The organism is Bacillus sp. 7_6_55CFAA_CT2 (assembly GCF_000238655.1).
Taxonomy (GTDB): Bacteria; Bacillota; Bacilli; order Bacillales; family Bacillaceae_G; genus Bacillus_A; species Bacillus_A cereus.
Map to the genome: position 1 here is coordinate 1,132,632 of NZ_JH414708.1, position 17,947 is coordinate 1,150,578.

Here is a 17,947-nt window from a genome sequence, read left to right on the forward strand (position 1 = left end):
CTTTATTGTTCTTTTTTTAGCTCGATACTAAATAGATAAACGTGTTCATTTTCTTTTAAGAGTAGATCAATACCTGTTTCTTCATCAATGGTAGGAACGCTTACAGTTTCTTTACTGGTTTGGATTACAGCAGCTAAAGTTGTTTTTTGATTGTATTTTAAATTTTTTATAGATTGGATTGTAGTAGTTGCAGAGCTATTTACGCTTGGTGGCGCTTCTTCATGAACAAGGGTTGAACCACCTTCAATATTCATATACCACTGCCTTTTTTCTTGTATATCTTTATCGAATTGGAAATGTGGTGGTGAAAAAGAAAGCTTTACTTTCTTTTTTGAAAAATGTGAGGTAGCTATATTAGCAATTTCTTTTGTTTTTTTACCATTGTTATAATAATCAATTGTAGCATTTATTTCATCTTTATCATTTTTAAGAGTAACGTTATAAAACATGCTATTTCCTTCTTGAAAAGGAGTCATTTGTAAAATAGAAGCTTGCTCTTTTGTTAATTTGTATGGCTCAACAATGGCAACTTCATTGTTTTTTATTTGGCTACAACTTGTGAGTAATAATAAACACAAGATTGATAGTAATTTTATACGCATGCAATCTCCTCCTTTTTACAATTATATTCTAAATGTGATTTTTTATCATTTCGTTTTCTAGGACTAAAGACTTAGAAGAAATTCCGATTGTAGTGCGATGTTTAAAATGTCATATTTTTATACACTAGTAGTATAGAATGCGTATGTAATAAGGTAGGGGAAGAATTTTATGTCTTTATGTCGGTTAGCGAGAAAAAATATTAGAACATTTGCTACCAAAAGGATGAAGCAATTTATGTGGATTGCTATGAGTACTATGATTTTGTTTTTTATGATATCGTTACAATTTAATGAAGGAGCTATTTTGAAAGTAGGGGATGCATTTGTATTTCAAATGTATTTTTACACACTGTTTATTGTACTAATTTTCATATGTATTTTTACTACATATAAAATGATGTACTCCCTTTTGCTAGTGAGGAGAGAGGAGTTTACATCTTATGTAGCAGAAAATATAAAAAGAAAAGAAGTACTATGTGTATTATGTCAGGAGCAATTATTCATTTATGGAGCAGCATTTGTTTTTGGATTAATTAATGGGATGCTATTTTTGAAATTATTCACGGTTATCTTTATGAAAATCGCAGGGATACAAGGAATAAATAGTGCGCCAATTACAATATATGCAGTTGTAATTATTAGTGTAATTATGATGACTGTCGTTTTAATATCGATGATGCAATGTTATCGATTTGTTCGAAGTTTAAAAGATGAAAATTCGTTGCGGTTTAAAGAAAGGGCATGAGAAATCATGCTTTTTTCTATTTTACACGTAAAAATAATCATGTTACAGTGAAAAGACCTGACAAAGAATGGGAAGGAAAGGTTGTATAGAATGACAAATGAACAATCAATTGTAAAAGTCGATCGGTTAACGAAGCGAATCGGATCAAAGACACTTGTACAAAATATTAGTTTTGAAGTGAAAAAAGGCGAGGTTGTCGGTTTACTCGGACCAAACGGTGCTGGAAAAACGACTTTAATGAGAATGATGGTTGGTATGATCCGTATGACAGAAGGTGAAGTATGGATTGATGGTCAATCTGTGAAACAGCAATTCGAAAAAACAGCTGCTAAAATTGGAGCGGTAATTGAGACACCTGAATTTTATCCTTTTTTGAGCGGCTATGAAAATTTAACATATTTCGGACGAATGAATGGTAATGTGACCGAAGAACGTATCGATGAAGTAGTGAAATTGTTAGGGATGGGACAAGTAATTGATCGCAAAGTAAAAGCGTATTCACTCGGCATGAGACAACGTTTAGGAATCGCTCAGGCGCTTATTCACGATCCAGACGTGTTGATACTAGATGAACCGACAAATGGATTAGACCCTAGTGGAATACATGAAATGAGAATGTACATAAAAAAAATTGCACATGAACAAGGAAAAGCTGTACTTGTATCAAGTCACTTACTTTCAGAAGTTGAATTAATGTGTGACAGAGTTATCATTATTCAGCACGGGGAATATGTGGCTACGCAAAATATTCAGCATAGCCAAAGCGAAGAGATGGAGACGATCCGTATACGTGTAGATGATGCGAATAAAGCAGCGGAAATATTAGGGCATGATGTTTTAGTAAAAGATAATGAATTACTTATTAATGTAAAAGATGAAGAAATCCCAAATGTTATTCGTACATTGCTTGAGAAAAATATTCAAGTGTATCGTGTATATGAAGAAAGAAAAACGTTAGAAGAGCAATTTTTAGAATTAACAGGGGGAAAAGATATTGTTTAATTTAGTATATAACGAACTGTATAAAATATTTAAGCGGAAGCGAACGATTATTCCATTTGCGGTTATTGCAGTATTAATAATCGGATTAGGGTGGGTTACGGTAAAGTATTTTGAACCGGAAACAAAAGGATGGAAAGTAGATTATACAGAACGTACTGTAGAAATTGAGAAAAAGCTTGGCATGAAAAAAGAAGCTATTTTAGCAGAAAAATCAGGGGATGAGCTTGTAAAAGAATACCAGCTTAAGATGAAGCATTTAGATACAGATACAGCACCGGCAAGCAGTACTCCACTTTCTTTCATGAGAGATACAGGTTTTATCGTATTTCCAATTTTGCTCCCATTTATCCTCGTGTATGCAAGTACAATTTTTGCGAATGAATATAGCTGGGGAACATATAAATTTTTAACGATACGACCAGCGAGTCGCTTTAAAATTTTAACAGCAAAATTTTTAGCAATCGTTATATTTGCAGCTTTATTATTTATATTTAATATGATCTTCTCCGTTTTATGTGGACTTGTTATTTATAAATTCCAACAGCCTGCATGGAGTGAGTTTATTTTCCAAGATGGAAATATAATAAAACAAAACATTTTTGTAGAAGCAAGTAAATATTATGTTTTATCGTGGTTACCAACGGTTGTGTACGCATCGTTTGCATTTATGATTTCTGTGTTAACGAGATCTAATGGAGGTGCAATTGGTATTTCACTATTCCTTGCTTTATCAGGAAATATTGCGCTATTAGCAGCCACTAGATATAACTGGGCGAAATATTTATTGCCAGCAAACACAGATTTATATAGTATTTCAAAGAATGGAAGTTTTATTGATGGAGTAACATTCCCGTTTGCATCATGTATGTTGTTACTTTATTTGTTCGTATTTTTATGTATTTCATATACTGTGTTTTTAAAACGTGATTTAACTTAATAAGAAAAGCCGTTCAGGGTGCTGAGATGCACTTTGAACGGCTTTTTTTATGAGAATTGTTTAAGTGCTCTTTCGGCTAGTAAAGCAAAGTATTCTGCACTTATAGGCAGTGCCTCTTCATTAATTGTAAAAGCAGGATGATGCCATTCATGTGTACCACTCGTTCCCATAAAGACGAATGAACCTGGTATTTCCTGTTGGTAAAATGAGAAATCTTCTCCAGCCATTGACGGACTAGGCGAGATGATATTAAGATTCATCTTTGTGGCAACTTGAGTAGATAAGTCTGTAAGAGCTTTATCGTTGTGAACAGCAGGAGGACCTGAATAAAAACGGAATTTCGTTTTTACACCTAATGCATCAGATACACCTTTAATAATACGCTCCATGAGTGCTGGAATCTTTTCACGTGTTTCAGCTTGGAATGTGCGAATCGTTCCTTCTAACGTAGCTTTTTCAGGAATCACGTTCCACGTATTTCCTGCATGAATATTTGTAACACTAACAACTGCATTATGAGATGAACTTATATTTCGGCTTACAATTGTTTGCAGTGCCATCACAATTTGAGAGGATGCGACAATAGGATCTACTCCAGCATCTGGTACAGCCGCGTGTGTACCAACTCCGTGAATTTCAATTTCAAATCGATCAACTCCGGCCATCAGTGGACCATCTTTAATGCCAATTGTACCTATTGGTAAATCAGGTTTATTATGCATGCCGAAAATCGCTTGCACATTACGTAAATGTCCAGCATCAATAACTTTGCAAGCGCCATTACTACTTTCTTCAGCTGGTTGGAATATGAAGCGAACCGTTCCATTTAGGGAAGATTCTCTTTCTTTTAATAAGAAAGCAGTACCTAAAATAGCAGCTGTATGAAAATCGTGTCCACAAGCATGCATTTTCCCTCGTACTTTAGATGCATAGGACAAATGTGTTTCTTCTTGAATAGGAAGGGCATCAATATCGGCACGAACTGCTACAATTGGTCCGTTTTTATTACCAGACACTTCAGCGATAATTCCTGTTTCTAAATTGGAATCAATGATAGTAATGTTTTTTTCTTCTAACCAATTTTTTATTGCTTTTGTTGTTTCGAACTCTTCATATGATAGTTCTGGATACTCATGTAAATGTCGACGGATGGAAATAAGTTTTTCTTTTAGTTGATTTGAAATAGATACCATGTAGTATGCCTTCTTTCTTCAGCAAAATATTTATCATAAGTATACAACAATAAAAGAGAGGATTCTCAAATGAAAATCCTCTCTCGTTTATCCCATAAAAGCCCGATTGGTTCAACTAATTAAAGTTTCACTTTATGCTGCGACTTTTTTATGCGTATGATGTTTACGATAACGTCCACGCATTGCGTATGCAATTTGCGGGATTGCAATCCCAATTAATATAAGAGATACACCGAACCATTGTGAAGATAGTACAGCCTCTTTTAAAACGAATACTGACATAATTGTTGTAACTGGTAGTTCCGCTGCACCAAGAATAGTCGCTAAGCCAGAACCGATTTTTGGAATCCCGATTGTAAAGGCAATAGATGGAATAACGATACTAAATGTTCCTAATCCTAAACCGTATTTCCAAAGACCTTGAGAAATGGCACCATTAAAAATAAATGTTGGTGGGAATACAATCATGACTAAAGTTAAAGCACCAGTCATTAAGAGAACACCGCGCGGTAATGAAGGTACTTCAACAGCAACTTTTCCGCTTACGAAAATGTATGTTGCGAATGTAACAGCAGATAATAAACCTAAAATGACCCCAGTCGTATCGAAAGCACCTACTGATTGTTCAAGTAAACCACTTGATAAAAATGTCCCTACAAGTAAGAAAATAACAGAAATAACTGTTTCTCTTGAAGGTAATGTTTTTGTTGCGACTGCTTCAATGATAATTCCGACCCAAACGAATTGGAATAAAAGAATAATTGCAATAGAAGCTGGTACAGTTTTTAATGAAGCATAATAAAAAATTCCGGTAAAACTTGCAGATGTTCCTGCAACGAATAAAAGTAATGCTTGCTTTAAAGGAACGCGATGTCTAGAAAATAGAAGTGTAATAGCAAGCAAAATAATCCAACCGAACAAATATTGGCTGCCAATTACCTCTCCAAGTGAAAAGCCTTCTGCATATGCAAGCTTAACAAAAATAGCTAAAATTCCATAACTACACGCTCCTAATAAAACTAAAAGAGAATAACGAAGCATGAAAAATTCCTCCCATCTATATGAAGTTATTCCGTATCGAAAATATATAACTAGAGGGAAGTATACAAAATTAGAAATAAAGGGTCAAATGAAAGAAAAGTATGACATTTTATAGAATAATAATAAAAGTGTGATATTTATGCATAATCTTGAAATTTTTAATAGTAGAAGTATTATAAAATAAACTTTGCATTGTATAGAGATAGCATTTGAAAAAAATATTTTTTAAACCAATATGTATATAGACGTACTAGTAACGTGCTAATTATTTGAGAAACTATGTTACCTTTGTTATGGTAATAACAATTAAAGGAGTTTTATAATCCATTTGGGTTTTTTCTATATAATAGAAGGAAATGAAAACGTTTTATTAGAAACTGTGAGGAAGTGCGGTTTTTCTTATTGCCACGTTGTAAAAGTGATTTCACGAATTGTTCATAGTATTTTTATGTGTTTTTGTTACAATATTTAGGGAGAGGAGTGGAATGATGCAAGATATTAGTATTTTTTTAGCGTTTGGCGCCGGGTTCTTATCATTTATTTCCCCATGTTGCTTACCGCTTTATCCGGCATTTTTATCGTACATAACAGGTATGTCGGTTTCTGAATTGAAAGAAGAAAATGCAATGCTTCGCAAAAGAAGTATGATACATACAGCGTTTTTCTTACTTGGATTTTCAATTATATTTATTGCAATTGGATTTGGTACAAGTTTTATTGGAGGAATCTTTACTGACTATAAAGATTTAATCAGACAGTTAGGTGGTATATTTATCATCGTGTTCGGCTTAATTATTGTCGGGGTGTTTAAGCCGAAATTTTTAATGCAAGACCGTAAATTTACATTTAAAAATCGTCCAAGTGGCTATTTTGGATCAGTACTAATCGGATTAGCTTTTGCAGCAGGGTGGACGCCATGTACCGGACCAATTCTAGTGTCTGTAATTGGATTAGCAGCAACAAATCCAGAATCAGCAATGATATATATGATTGCTTACATACTTGGATTTGCAATCCCGTTTTTCGTACTGTCATTCTTTATTACGAAAATGTCTTGGATTAAAAGAAATAGTATGGCCTTCATGAAAGTCGGAGGATATATTATGATTGTTATGGGTGTCTTCCTATACTTTAACTGGATGACGAAAATTATCGTATATTTCTCAAGTTTATTTGGTGGTTTTACTGGTTTTTAGTATTATTCTGCGAAAATGTTGGAAATACTAACGGAAAAGCATATAATGAAAGTATATTTTGCATATAGCCACAAAAAAGGATGAGAAAATATGAACATAGTTCTTTTATCAAGTATCGTTGCTGTTTGTATGGCTGTCGGTACGATGTTTATTCGTTTAAAAGCAGCTAAGAAACCTGCAACATTGAAAAAAATTATACTTCCACCATTTTTTATGAGTACGGGTGCATTGATGTATGTTTTTCCTGAATTTCGATTAACTCCAGCAGAAATGTTAGAAGCAATTGGTGTCGGTTTGATTTTCTCTATTTTTCTTATTAAAACATCTAAATTTGAAATTAGAGGACAAGAGATTTATTTGAAGCGTTCAAAAGCCTTTGTTTTCATATTAATTGGATTACTTGTAGTGCGGATTGTATTTAAAACCTACTTAAGTCAATCTCTTGATTTAGGACAACTTAGTGGCATGTTCTTCTTACTTGCGTTTGCGATGATTGTGTCATGGAGAATTGCAATGTATCGTTCCTTTACGAAATTACAGAAGGAAATGGAAAAAGAAGATGGTTTTTATAATGAAAAAGATATGAAGCTAACTTAAAAACTGTATATGTACCAAATAAAAAGACAGCGTCAAAGGCGCTGTCTTTTTTATCGAAAATAATATGAAGTTACTTTGCGAGTAAAGATCGATAGTTAGAATAATCAATCTTTTTTTCTTGTAGTTTTTTTATTAAAAATTTATGATCACGCTTTGGTGTGGCAATGATATACCCTTTAATAATTAAGTCTTGTGTAATTTGAGAGGCATTTTCTTGTAATGCAAGTTCCCCGATTTTGCCAGCAATCTTTGATTTTGCAACATCACGAAATAGTTCTGGAACAGGACTTACAAGCTCTTCTAACAATTGTTTTTGTTCGTCAGCCCATAAATGTCTCGTTTTATTTATGTAGTGTTCTTCCCAATCCAAAATGGACATGCCGTCTTCTTTTGGTAAACGTTTTAAAAATTTTCTGAACATAAAGTATCCACCGATAGACATAAGCCCTAATAAAATAACCGTCCATAATACAATGAACCAACTGAACCATCCTTCGAGCACGCATATCCCCCCTTAATGATAGCGGTTTTCTTTTATTCATATTATATACAGTGAGATTCATAGAAAGCAAGAACGCTTGGTCATTTTGACCAAGCGTTATAGTTTAAACGAAGTATAGTTGTTCAACACATAAATTATTATTATCGTCTTCAACATACTCAATAATAAGTGTGCCAACTTTACGATCTTTATCTTCAGTTGTGAAAATAGAGTAAGAAGTAAAACGTGTTTTTGATAGGCCGCTTATATGTGTAGGTAAAGAAATGTAGTCGTTATCGCGGAAGAATTCCATCAGTTCAATATCCTCAAATTCTTTTCGGTCAACTTGTTTGTTTGTATAGCGGCGTTGAAGTTGTTTTAAAGATTCATTCCAAGAAATTGCTTTTGTGTCGTATACCATTGTTCTATCTCCTTACTGTATGTAATTACTAAGAACATACGTTCTAATCTAGTATACTCTTTTTATTAGAAAAGAGAAAGCAAAAAATAATGTAAGCTTGGATTTCCAAGCTTACATTATTGATGCGTCCGTCATAATCTCTATTTTTCATTATAAGTTAGATAAGAATAAGAAACAAGATGATATATATAATGTTGAGAGTTTTCAAGATTCTGTATATTATAGGTGTACTAAAGTGTAAGGGAATGAGAGGTGTGGCATACGTAATTTCACTGCAAGGGCCGATGGCTAGCGGAAAAACAACATTAGCAAAAAGGTTAGAAAAGAGAGGGTTTCGAGTTATATATGAAAATCCATATCCAATTGTAGAGAAGCGAAAAAAATTGAATTTAGATATGAATTCAAAAGTAGGGTTTATTATGAATCAAAAAATGTTTATGGAAGCAAAAATAAAGGAGTTTCAAAATGTGAAAGATTCAGTCGTAATTTTTGATCGCGGACCAGAAGACATTGAGTTTTTTACACTCTTTTATCCAACGATTATAGGAGAAGAGTGGGATATAGAAACTGAATTGAAAGATGAATTATATAAATTAAGAGCATGCCGTTCGGATGTGATTTTTTACTTAGATGTTACGAAAAAGAATGTATATGATAGAAAAAATAATGATAGAACAAGAAACAGAAGTACGTTTGCGGAGCAATTTAAATTAGTAGAAACTGAAAAGACTGGTATAAAAAATTTCCTGTAACTTATGTGGACACGAATAGATTAACAGTGGACGATTTAGAGGTATATTTTATGGACTGGTTAAAGGAGAGAGGGATATGAAAAAAATACTTTTATTTGTATACTCAACATTTGCAGAGTTTGAAATAACAGTAGCGACGGCATTGCTGAAAAATAAATATGAAATCATTACAGCGGGCTTAACTAAAGAATTGGTTATAAGTGAAACTGGATTGCAAGTGCAGCCGCATATAGAAGTAAGTGAAGTACGTGTAGATGAGTATGAGGGGATACTTATTCCAGGTGGAGAAGAAGGACAGTTGGAAGATGCAAAACCTCTTTTTTCAATCATTCGTCAATTTCATGAACAAGAAAAATTAGTGGCGGCAATTTGTGCTGGACCGTATGCACTAGCAAAAGCAGGGTTATTTAAAGGGATTTCTTATACTGCGACTATAGATTATCAAAAATTTGATTGTTTTCCAGTAGAAAATTTTGTGTATGAAGAAGTTGTGAAACACTCAAATATCATTACAGCACAAGGGCATGCATTTGTACCATTTGGAATAGCAATTGCCTCTTATTTTGGAGTGGCAGACGAACATAATACAGATTTTTATTGTGGTAAAGGTAATGTAGTAATGGAGAAACTTTTACGAGAAAACGTGTAAAAGCTAGCAAATGCTAGCTTTTTTCTTTTTGACATCGATAAATGGCTAACGTTTTTGGGTCACGCCATATACCGTTATGAAGTGACAATTCATTTTCTACTTCTTCTTTTAGCCATACCTTCATTTCCGCGTGAAGGTATGTATTATCAGGTATATTTAGCGACGGAAACATGCTAGAAATATAGTTTACAATCGGAGTAGCATGATGAAAAACGAGAGCATTATGAATAACTGTTTCTTCAACAGTTGGAAAAACAGATTGTAATATCTCTTTACCGTTTTCTAAACAAAATGGAGTGACTGATGATGTTGTTTTCGGTAAATCAAATGCGTCTAACATACGGTTACACATTTCAACTATACGAGGTAGTGTAACGCTAGAATTTGTTGTAGCTAAAAGTGTTCCGCCAGGACGAATTACTTTATGGAATCCTTGAATTGTTTTTTCAACATCTTTCACATGGTATAACATATGTCTTGCAATTATTAGGTCATAACAATTTGTTTCGAAAGGAAGTTTACTAGCATCCCCTCGTTTCCATTCTATTAAGTTATTTGTTTTAGCAGCTTCAGCAAGCATAGCTTCGGATTGATCAAACCCGGTGAATGGGCCTTTATGACCATTTGTTTGTAAAAGGGAAAGGAATTTTCCACTAGCGCACCCAACCTCTAATATGTTTTCTTCCCCTTGAAGTTGTAAATGTTTAATGACGAGTTTATCTAAATCTACGTGTTTTTCTTCGTAATGTGTATGTGTGTCGATGCGTGTTTGTAAATGGTTGCTAACGTTATATTGACGTTTTACATCATTCATTTTGTCGCATTCCACCTTTGTGCAAAATTATTGGATTGCATGTGTTAATACATCTGTTTTCTTTAAACCTTCGTAATGGAGTGCTAATTCAAACCTTTTAAGTAATTTCTCTTCAATTCGAAAATGAATATCTTTTCGTTTTGTCACTGAAATCTCGCTCCTTTGCATCTGTTAGTGAGACTATAGCACGTCTGGAAATTTTGTGTAAATCATTTGTGTACACAAAATTATGGGGATGAAAAAAATGTTTGAATATGATTTTAAACTATTGACGATTTAAACGTTTTCATATATTCTTAAATTAAGTAATATTCAAATAATTCAAAAGAAATGAGAGAGTCACATGCTTCTTCAAGGAACACATCGAATTGGTCGTATGGCCATGCTGTTGGCACTTGCGGATGAGAATGAAAGTCCTGTATTATCCATTCCAAAAGGTTGGAAGTATTGTACGGGGAAAGTGGGTTCGATGAATTCGCAAAAGGTTGTCGCAGCAATGGAAACAGCGGCTAAAAGCAACCAAGTTATTGAAACAGATGTTTACAGAGAAACACATGCACTTTATCATGCAATTATGGAAGCTTTGTACGGAGTGACGAGAGGTCAAATTCAGTTAGCAGACGTTCTTCGTACAGTAGGACTTCGTTTTGCGATTGTGCGCGGTACACCATACGACGGAAAAAAAGAAGGCGAATGGGTTGCTGTTGCATTATATGGAACGATTGGTGCACCTGTAAAAGGATCTGAGCATGAGGCGATTGGTTTAGGAATTAATCACATATGATTTGCCCATAGTCTATTAGTTAGAAGGGGGCCTTACTTTTTTAGGACAGAAGTCTGTCTTAAAAAGATAAGGTCCCCTTTTGCCTTTTTAAGGAGGAAAAATGATGATTACGTTAACAGGACATACATTGACAGTTGAAGAAATGAAGAGGTTATTACTGGAAGGAGAAGGTGTAACAGCTTGTCCAACTAGTATGCAAAAGGTAGCGGAGTGCCGCGAAGTAGTTGAGAAAATTGTAGAGGACGGAAAAGTCGTTTACGGAATTACAACTGGATTTGGAAAGTTTAGTGATGTGCTTATCCAAAAAGATGATGTAAAGGCACTTCAACATAATTTAATTCAGTCACATGCATGTGGGATTGGTGATCCATTCCCGGAAGAAGTATCGCGTGGAATGTTAATTTTACGAGCAAACACGATGCTTAAAGGAGTATCAGGCGTAAGGCCGCTTGTTGTAAATATGCTTCTTGAGTTTGTAAATCGTAAAATTCATCCAGTTGTTCCGCAACAAGGTTCACTTGGTGCAAGTGGAGATTTAGCGCCTTTATCTCATCTCGCGCTCGTATTATTAGGCGAAGGTGAAGTGTTCTATAAAGGGAAACGCGTTCATGCAATGGTTGCTCTTACAGAAGAAGGGCTTGAGCCAATTGAACTTGAAGCAAAAGAAGGTCTTGCGTTAATTAATGGTACGCAGGCGATGACAGCACAAGGAGTTCTTTCTTATATAGAAGCAGAAGCAACGGCGTATCAAGCTGAACTAATTGCTTCGATGACAATTGAAGGGTTACAAGGCATTATTGATGCATTTGATGAAAATGTTCATAAAGCACGTGGTTATAAAGAGCAAGTGGAAGTAGCAAGCAGAATTCGTGACATTCTTCACGATAGTAAATTAACAACAAAACAAGGAGAACTACGTGTACAGGATGCCTATTCACTTCGTTGTATCCCGCAAGTACACGGTGCTTCTTGGCAAGTTTTAAATTATGTAAAAGAAAAATTAGAAATTGAAATGAATGCAGCAACAGATAATCCGCTTATCTTTGATGGTGGGGAAAAAGTAATTTCGGGTGGGAATTTCCATGGTCAACCGATTGCGTTTGCGATGGACTTCTTAAAAGTAGGAATGGCAGAACTTGCAAATATTTCGGAGCGCCGTATTGAGCGTTTAGTGAATCCGCAATTAAATGATTTACCACCATTTTTAAGTCCAGAACCAGGACTACAGTCAGGTGCAATGATTATGCAATATGCTGCAGCGTCACTAGTTTCTGAAAATAAAACGTTAGCACATCCGGCGAGTGTAGATTCAATTCCGTCTTCTGCTAACCAAGAAGATCATGTAAGTATGGGAACAATTGCTTCACGCCATGCACATCAGATTATTCAAAATGCAAGACGTGTTCTTTCTATTGAGATGATTTGTGCGATGCAAGCAGCAGAATATCGCGGAATTGAAAACATGAGTACAGTGACGAAGAGCTTCTACCATCAAGGTCGTCAGCAGGTGCCATCTATTAAAAATGACCGTATATTCTCAACAGATATTGAAAATATTGCGCATTGGTTAAAAACGAATTATTCGATAAAAGAAAGATTAGATGTAAACGCAGCACTATAAAATGAGAAAAGGGAGAGATTGAAATGGAAAAAGTACAACAAACAATTCGCGCGCCAAGAGGTACAGAGTTACAAACGAAAGGGTGGGTGCAAGAAGCTGCACTTCGTATGTTAATGAACAATTTAGATCCTGAAGTTGCTGAAAAACCAGAAGAATTAGTTGTATATGGCGGAATTGGCCGTGCAGCTCGTAACTGGGAAAGTTATCAGGCGATTGTAGATTCATTAAAAACGTTAGAAAGCGATGAAACGTTACTTGTTCAATCAGGAAAGCCAGTTGCCATTTTTAAATCACATGAAGATGCACCTCGCGTTTTGTTAGCGAACTCAAACTTAGTACCAAAATGGGCAAACTGGGATCACTTCCGAGAACTAGAGAAAAAAGGTCTTATGATGTACGGACAAATGACAGCTGGTAGCTGGATTTACATTGGAACGCAAGGGATTCTACAAGGAACATATGAAACATTTGGTGAAGCAGCTCGTCAACATTTCGATGGTTCATTAAAAGGTACATTAACACTTACTGCTGGTTTAGGTGGTATGGGTGGTGCACAACCTCTTGCTGTAACGATGAACGGCGGTGTTGTCATTGCTATTGATGTTGATAAGCGCAGCATCGATCGTCGTATTGAAAAGAGATACTGTGATATGTATACAGAATCATTAGAAGAAGCGTTAACGGTTGCGAACGAGTATAAAGAGAAGAAAGAACCGATTTCTATTGGTTTATTAGGAAATGCGGCAGAAATTTTACCAGAACTAGTGAAGCGCAATATTACACCAGACTTAGTTACAGATCAAACATCTGCTCATGATCCATTAAACGGTTATATTCCAGTAGGCTACACGTTAGAAGAAGCAGCGAAACTTCGTGAAGAAGATCCAGAACGCTACGTACAATTATCAAAAGAAAGTATGACAAAACATGTGGAAGCAATGCTTGCTATGCAAGAAAAAGGCGCAATTACATTTGATTACGGAAATAACATTCGCCAAGTTGCTTTCGATGAAGGTTTGAAAAATGCATTCGATTTCCCAGGATTCGTTCCAGCATTTATCCGTCCATTATTCTGCGAAGGAAAAGGACCATTCCGCTGGGTAGCACTTTCTGGTGATCCAGAAGATATTTATAAAACAGACGAAGTAATTTTACGTGAGTTCGCTGATAATGAACATTTATGTAACTGGATTCGTATGGCACGTCAACAAGTTGAATTCCAAGGGCTTCCATCACGTATTTGTTGGCTTGGTTACGGTGAGCGTGCGAAATTTGGTCGCATCATTAATGAAATGGTTGCAAATGGTGAATTATCAGCACCAATCGTTATCGGTCGTGACCATTTAGATTGTGGATCAGTAGCATCTCCAAACCGTGAAACAGAAGCGATGAAAGATGGTAGTGATGCAGTAGCTGACTGGCCAATTTTAAATGCATTAATTAATAGTGTAAACGGTGCAAGCTGGGTATCTGTTCACCACGGTGGTGGCGTTGGTATGGGTTATTCACTTCATGCGGGAATGGTTATCGTTGCAGATGGAACAGAAGCAGCAGCAAAACGAATTGAGCGCGTATTAACTTCTGACCCTGGTATGGGTGTTGTTCGTCACGTGGATGCAGGGTATGACTTAGCTGTGGAAACGGCGAAAGAAAAAGGCGTTAACATTCCGATGATGAAATAAGGAGGAGAAAACATGCTGGACACTTTACTAATAAATATCGGTCAATTACTAACAATGGATCAAGAAGATGGCTTGTTAAGACGGGAAGTGATGAACACGCTTCCTGTTATCGAAAACGGTGCGGTTGGAATTGAAAATGGTGTAATTACTTTCGTTGGAACAGCGGAAGAAGCGAAAGGATTACAAGCGAGAGAAGTTATTGATTGCGGCGGGAAAATGGTTTCTCCTGGTCTTGTTGACCCGCATACTCATCTTGTATTTGGTGGATCTCGTGAAAATGAAATCGCACTAAAACTACAAGGAGTTCCGTACTTAGAAATTTTAGAACAAGGCGGAGGCATACTTTCAACTGTAAATGCAACGAAACAGGCGTCGAAAGAAGAACTTGTTCAAAAAGCGAAATTCCATTTAGACCGTATGCTATCTTTCGGAGTTACTACTGTAGAAGCGAAGAGTGGTTATGGATTAGATGATGAGACGGAATGGAAACAATTAGAGGCAACAGCACAATTACAAAAAGAGCATCCGATCGATTTAGTTTCAACATTTTTAGGTGCTCATGCAGTTCCGAAAGAGTATAAAGGTAGATCGAAAGAATTTTTACAATGGATGTTAGACCTACTACCAGAAATGAAAGAGAAGCAATTAGCGGAGTTCGTTGATATTTTCTGTGAAACAGGTGTGTTCTCTGTAGAAGAATCAAAAGAATTTTTATTAAAAGCGAAAGAGCTTGGCTTTGATGTGAAAATTCATGCAGATGAAATCGACCCTCTTGGTGGTGCGGAAGCAGCGGCAGAAATCGGTGCAGCATCAGCGGACCATTTAGTTGGTGCTTCTGATAAAGGAATTGAAATGCTTGCAAATTCTAATACAGTAGCAACTTTATTACCAGGAACAACTTTCTATTTAAATAAAGAAAGCTTTGCTCGTGGACGTAAAATGATTGATGAAGGTGTTGCAGTTGCGTTAGCTACAGACTTTAACCCAGGTAGCTGTCCAACTGAAAATATTCAGCTTATTATGAGCATTGCGATGCTAAAATTGAAAATGACACCAGAAGAAGTTTGGAATGCCGTAACGGTTAACTCATCATATGCCATTAACCGTGGTGATGTAGCTGGGAAAATTAGAGTTGGTCGTAAGGCAGATTTAGTTTTATGGGATGCTTACAATTATGCTTACGTACCGTATCATTACGGCGTAAGTCATGTGAATACAGTATGGAAGAATGGTAATATTGCATATACAAGAGGTGAACAATCGTGGAGCACGGCCACTATTTAAAGAAAAATGCAAAGTTTATTGATCGTGAAGTGACAAAGTGGAGTGAGATGATTAAAGATTGGGAGGAAGGCGTAGAAATATTCGGTGCGGCCTTAATTGGAGCACCCCTTTCTAAACCATCTATTAGTCATTCAGGAGCAAGTTTTGCTCCAAAGACAATTCGTGCGATGTTAGATGCATATAGCACATATGCAATTACAGAAGAACACGATATGAAAGAAAGTGTCTTATATGATTGCGGCGATATTACGATGCATGTGACGGATATAAAAGAAAGTCATAAACGAATTGCGAAAACAGTTGGGCATGTAACGAAAGTAAACCCGAACATGATACCAATCGTTCTTGGCGGTGACCACTCGATTAGTTTTCCGAGTATAACAGGTTTTGCAAACAGTAAAGGAAAGGTCGGAATTATTCAATTTGATGCTCATCATGATTTACGTAATTTAGATGATGGAGGCCCATCAAATGGTACACCATTCCGTAGTTTACTAGAAAATGATGTCATTGCAGGGAAACAACTTGTTCAAATTGGAATTCGTAATTTTTCTAATGCACGTGCGTACCATGAATATGCAATAGAGCATGGTGTAACAGTGTATACAATGAAAGACGTACGAGAGCGAGAAATAAAAGATATTATTACGGAAAGTATTGAAATATTAAGAAATCAAGGTGTGACTTCTATTTATATTTCTCTTGATATGGATGTGCTAGACCAAGCGTTTGCACCAGGTTGTCCAGCAATTGGGCCTGGTGGGATGGATAGTACGACTTTACTAGATGCGATTGAATTCCTTGGTAAAGAACTGCTCGTTCAAGGGATGGATATAGTAGAGATTGATCCAACTCTTGATTTCAGAGATATGACGAGTAGAGTAGCAGCGCAAGTGATTATGAGTTTTCTTTTAGCGAGGGAAACGGTTAGTAAGCAGGTTAGTATATAGACGGAAAAGTAGATATTTATGCTTTATCAAAAACACATCACTACTGAAATGTAGTGATGTGTTTTTGTGTTAAAGGAGAATGAATGTATGTGGAACCGTTAATGGAATTGCGATTTTTATAGTGTATTGTGTAAATTTAATTTCTTGCTTCTTAAGTATTGACGCGTAAAATAATTTTATGATAAAATAAAAATTTTGATAAAAAACTAAAAGTGTGTTAAGCTTGAGAAGGTTACCATATATGGAGGTGGATTATTTGTTTCAAATTGGCGATAACATTGTTTATCCAATGCAGGGAGCAGGTATAATTAAAGCCATAGAAGAGAAGGAAATCTCAGGAGAAAAACAACAGTATTATGTTATAAAAATGTCGGCTAGTAATATGGAACTAATGATTCCAGCAGGGAGAATATTGAATTCGAATATACGACCAGTTACGGATATAACCGCATTAGCACACATAATGGATATTTTTCAACATGGGGAATCAGATAGATTACTTACATGGAAACAAAGGTATAAATTGAACACTGATAAAATAAAGACGGGTAAAATGCAAGAAGGTGCTGAAGTTGTACGTGATTTAATGCGTATACAGAAAGAAAAAGCACTTAATGCAAGCGAAAAGAAGATGTTAGATAACGCATATGAATTTTTGATTAGTGAACTGGGATTAATTGAAGGTATCACAGAAAATCAGATAAAAAGCTTTTGTTAAGGTTCATTACAAATAATGTATTATATCCCAAAAAAGATCTTGAATTTTTTGGGAACATAATTATAGAAAATTTATCATTTCAAAGACATTCAACTCTTTCAAACCACTTTTAGAGCATTACCTCTATTGTTATTACTACAATCAAATCCATTTTTATTTTTTAATTTCATTTATGAATGTTCGAAGTTTAATTGAATACTTCGATAAAATAGTTACTTGATTTTTGCAATCCTGATTCACACTGGCACGGACGAGGAGCCGTAAGGATGAAAGAGAGGTAGGGCTTTCATTGTTTTAGGTATATAAGTTATTATTTTTAGAAGAATACTGAACCATTTTCACTTCTATTGATAAGGTGTTTTTTATTAAAGAGATAAACGAATTGACAGCCATATATGGTCAACAAAAAAGGTTTCCTCCTAAGGAAACCTTTTTAATATTATTTATAGCATTTTGTTTTTTGGATATTCGAATTTTT

18 protein-coding genes and 2 pseudogenes are annotated in these 17,947 nt (G+C 35.4%); 14 read left to right on the top strand and 6 right to left on the bottom strand.

What is annotated here, in order from left to right:
* Positions 1-2: 2 nt before the first annotated feature.
* Positions 3-602, bottom strand: coding sequence for a YgaN family protein (locus HMPREF1014_RS06085; protein ID WP_001220606.1), 600 nt, complete (start codon positions 600-602; stop codon positions 3-5).
* A gap of 169 nt (positions 603-771) precedes the next feature.
* Here HMPREF1014_RS06085 and HMPREF1014_RS06090 point away from each other — a divergent pair, with 169 nt between their 5' ends.
* From HMPREF1014_RS06090 to HMPREF1014_RS06100, 3 genes are all read left to right on the top strand, one after another.
* On the top strand, positions 772-1,347 hold the full coding sequence (locus HMPREF1014_RS06090) for a hypothetical protein (RefSeq protein ID WP_000050628.1): 576 nt from the start codon (positions 772-774) through the stop codon (positions 1,345-1,347).
* A gap of 90 nt (positions 1,348-1,437) precedes the next feature.
* On the top strand, positions 1,438-2,349 hold the full coding sequence (locus tag HMPREF1014_RS06095) for an ABC transporter ATP-binding protein (RefSeq protein WP_000180622.1): 912 nt from the start codon (positions 1,438-1,440) through the stop codon (positions 2,347-2,349).
* A complete protein-coding gene (locus tag HMPREF1014_RS06100; RefSeq protein WP_000482762.1) occupies positions 2,342-3,286 on the top strand; it encodes an ABC transporter permease in 945 nt (314 codons plus the stop codon). Before HMPREF1014_RS06095 ends, HMPREF1014_RS06100 begins: the two co-directional genes overlap by 8 nt.
* A 47-nt stretch (positions 3,287-3,333) precedes the next feature.
* Here HMPREF1014_RS06100 and HMPREF1014_RS06105 read toward each other — a convergent pair whose 3' ends face one another.
* A complete protein-coding gene (locus tag HMPREF1014_RS06105) occupies positions 3,334-4,479 on the bottom strand; it encodes a M20 peptidase aminoacylase family protein (protein ID WP_000253669.1) in 1,146 nt (381 codons plus the stop codon).
* A 132-nt stretch (positions 4,480-4,611) separates the two neighbouring features.
* Positions 4,612-5,520 carry an EamA family transporter gene (locus HMPREF1014_RS06110; RefSeq protein WP_000947047.1) on the bottom strand — a complete coding sequence of 303 codons (909 nt, stop codon included), beginning with the start codon at positions 5,518-5,520 and terminating at the stop codon, positions 4,612-4,614.
* A 322-nt stretch (positions 5,521-5,842) separates the two neighbouring features.
* On the opposite strand from HMPREF1014_RS06110, the gene HMPREF1014_RS32550 reads away from it, so the two are divergent.
* The 3 genes from HMPREF1014_RS32550 to HMPREF1014_RS06120 all read left to right on the top strand — a co-directional run bounded on the left by HMPREF1014_RS32550 (position 5,843) and on the right by HMPREF1014_RS06120 (position 7,313).
* Positions 5,843-5,992, top strand: coding sequence for a peptidase T (locus HMPREF1014_RS32550; protein ID WP_071686460.1), 150 nt, complete (start codon positions 5,843-5,845; stop codon positions 5,990-5,992).
* 16 nt (positions 5,993-6,008) lie between these two features.
* The gene (gene ccdA, locus HMPREF1014_RS06115) at positions 6,009-6,716 is read left to right on the top strand and encodes a cytochrome c-type biogenesis protein CcdA (RefSeq protein WP_001152676.1); all 708 of its coding nucleotides are present in this window, start codon (positions 6,009-6,011) and stop codon (positions 6,714-6,716) included.
* Positions 6,717-6,806: 90 nt separating this feature from the next.
* A complete protein-coding gene (locus HMPREF1014_RS06120) occupies positions 6,807-7,313 on the top strand; it encodes a CcdC family protein (RefSeq protein WP_001028441.1) in 507 nt (168 codons plus the stop codon).
* Between the two features lie 70 nt (positions 7,314-7,383).
* Here the strand turns inward: HMPREF1014_RS06120 and HMPREF1014_RS06125 are convergent, their stop codons facing one another.
* The gene (locus HMPREF1014_RS06125) at positions 7,384-7,815 is read right to left on the bottom strand and encodes a DUF2621 domain-containing protein (protein WP_000889373.1); all 432 of its coding nucleotides are present in this window, start codon (positions 7,813-7,815) and stop codon (positions 7,384-7,386) included.
* Positions 7,816-7,918: 103 nt separating this feature from the next.
* A complete protein-coding gene (locus tag HMPREF1014_RS06130) occupies positions 7,919-8,215 on the bottom strand; it encodes a hypothetical protein (RefSeq protein WP_000262400.1) in 297 nt (98 codons plus the stop codon).
* Positions 8,216-8,460: 245 nt separating this feature from the next.
* Between HMPREF1014_RS06130 and HMPREF1014_RS06140 the strand changes: the two are divergent.
* Positions 8,461-9,047: pseudogene (locus HMPREF1014_RS06140) on the top strand (AAA family ATPase).
* Complete coding sequence (locus HMPREF1014_RS06145; protein WP_000722232.1) at positions 9,044-9,616, top strand: DJ-1/PfpI family protein; 573 nt, start codon at positions 9,044-9,046, stop codon at positions 9,614-9,616. The pseudogene HMPREF1014_RS06140 and the gene HMPREF1014_RS06145 overlap by 4 nt, the downstream one beginning before the upstream one ends.
* A gap of 13 nt (positions 9,617-9,629) precedes the next feature.
* Here the strand turns inward: HMPREF1014_RS06145 and HMPREF1014_RS06150 are convergent.
* Positions 9,630-10,577 (bottom strand): annotated as a pseudogene (locus tag HMPREF1014_RS06150) (class I SAM-dependent methyltransferase).
* Between the two features lie 196 nt (positions 10,578-10,773).
* Here HMPREF1014_RS06150 and hutP point away from each other — a divergent pair.
* The 6 genes from hutP (at position 10,774) to HMPREF1014_RS06180 (ending at position 17,469) form a co-directional block, all read left to right on the top strand.
* Positions 10,774-11,214 (top strand): histidine utilization transcription antiterminator HutP, encoded by a 441-nt coding sequence (gene hutP, locus HMPREF1014_RS06155; protein ID WP_000926516.1) that lies wholly within the window; start codon positions 10,774-10,776, stop codon positions 11,212-11,214.
* Between the two features lie 103 nt (positions 11,215-11,317).
* Positions 11,318-12,835: a histidine ammonia-lyase gene (gene hutH, locus HMPREF1014_RS06160; RefSeq protein WP_000631875.1), complete on the top strand. Its 1,518-nt coding sequence runs from the start codon at positions 11,318-11,320 to the stop codon at positions 12,833-12,835.
* A gap of 23 nt (positions 12,836-12,858) precedes the next feature.
* Complete coding sequence (gene hutU / locus HMPREF1014_RS06165; RefSeq protein WP_000416946.1) at positions 12,859-14,517, top strand: urocanate hydratase; 1,659 nt, start codon at positions 12,859-12,861, stop codon at positions 14,515-14,517.
* Positions 14,518-14,529: 12 nt separating this feature from the next.
* Positions 14,530-15,801 carry an imidazolonepropionase gene (hutI, locus tag HMPREF1014_RS06170; RefSeq protein WP_000887562.1) on the top strand — a complete coding sequence of 424 codons (1,272 nt, stop codon included), beginning with the start codon at positions 14,530-14,532 and terminating at the stop codon, positions 15,799-15,801.
* Entirely contained in the window at positions 15,780-16,751 is a 972-nt protein-coding gene (gene hutG / locus HMPREF1014_RS06175) for a formimidoylglutamase (protein ID WP_000399825.1), read from the top strand. The genes hutI and hutG overlap by 22 nt, the downstream gene beginning before the upstream one ends.
* 256 nt (positions 16,752-17,007) lie before the next feature.
* Positions 17,008-17,469: a CarD family transcriptional regulator gene (locus tag HMPREF1014_RS06180; protein ID WP_170317877.1), complete on the top strand. Its 462-nt coding sequence runs from the start codon at positions 17,008-17,010 to the stop codon at positions 17,467-17,469.
* Positions 17,470-17,947 lie beyond the last annotated feature (478 nt).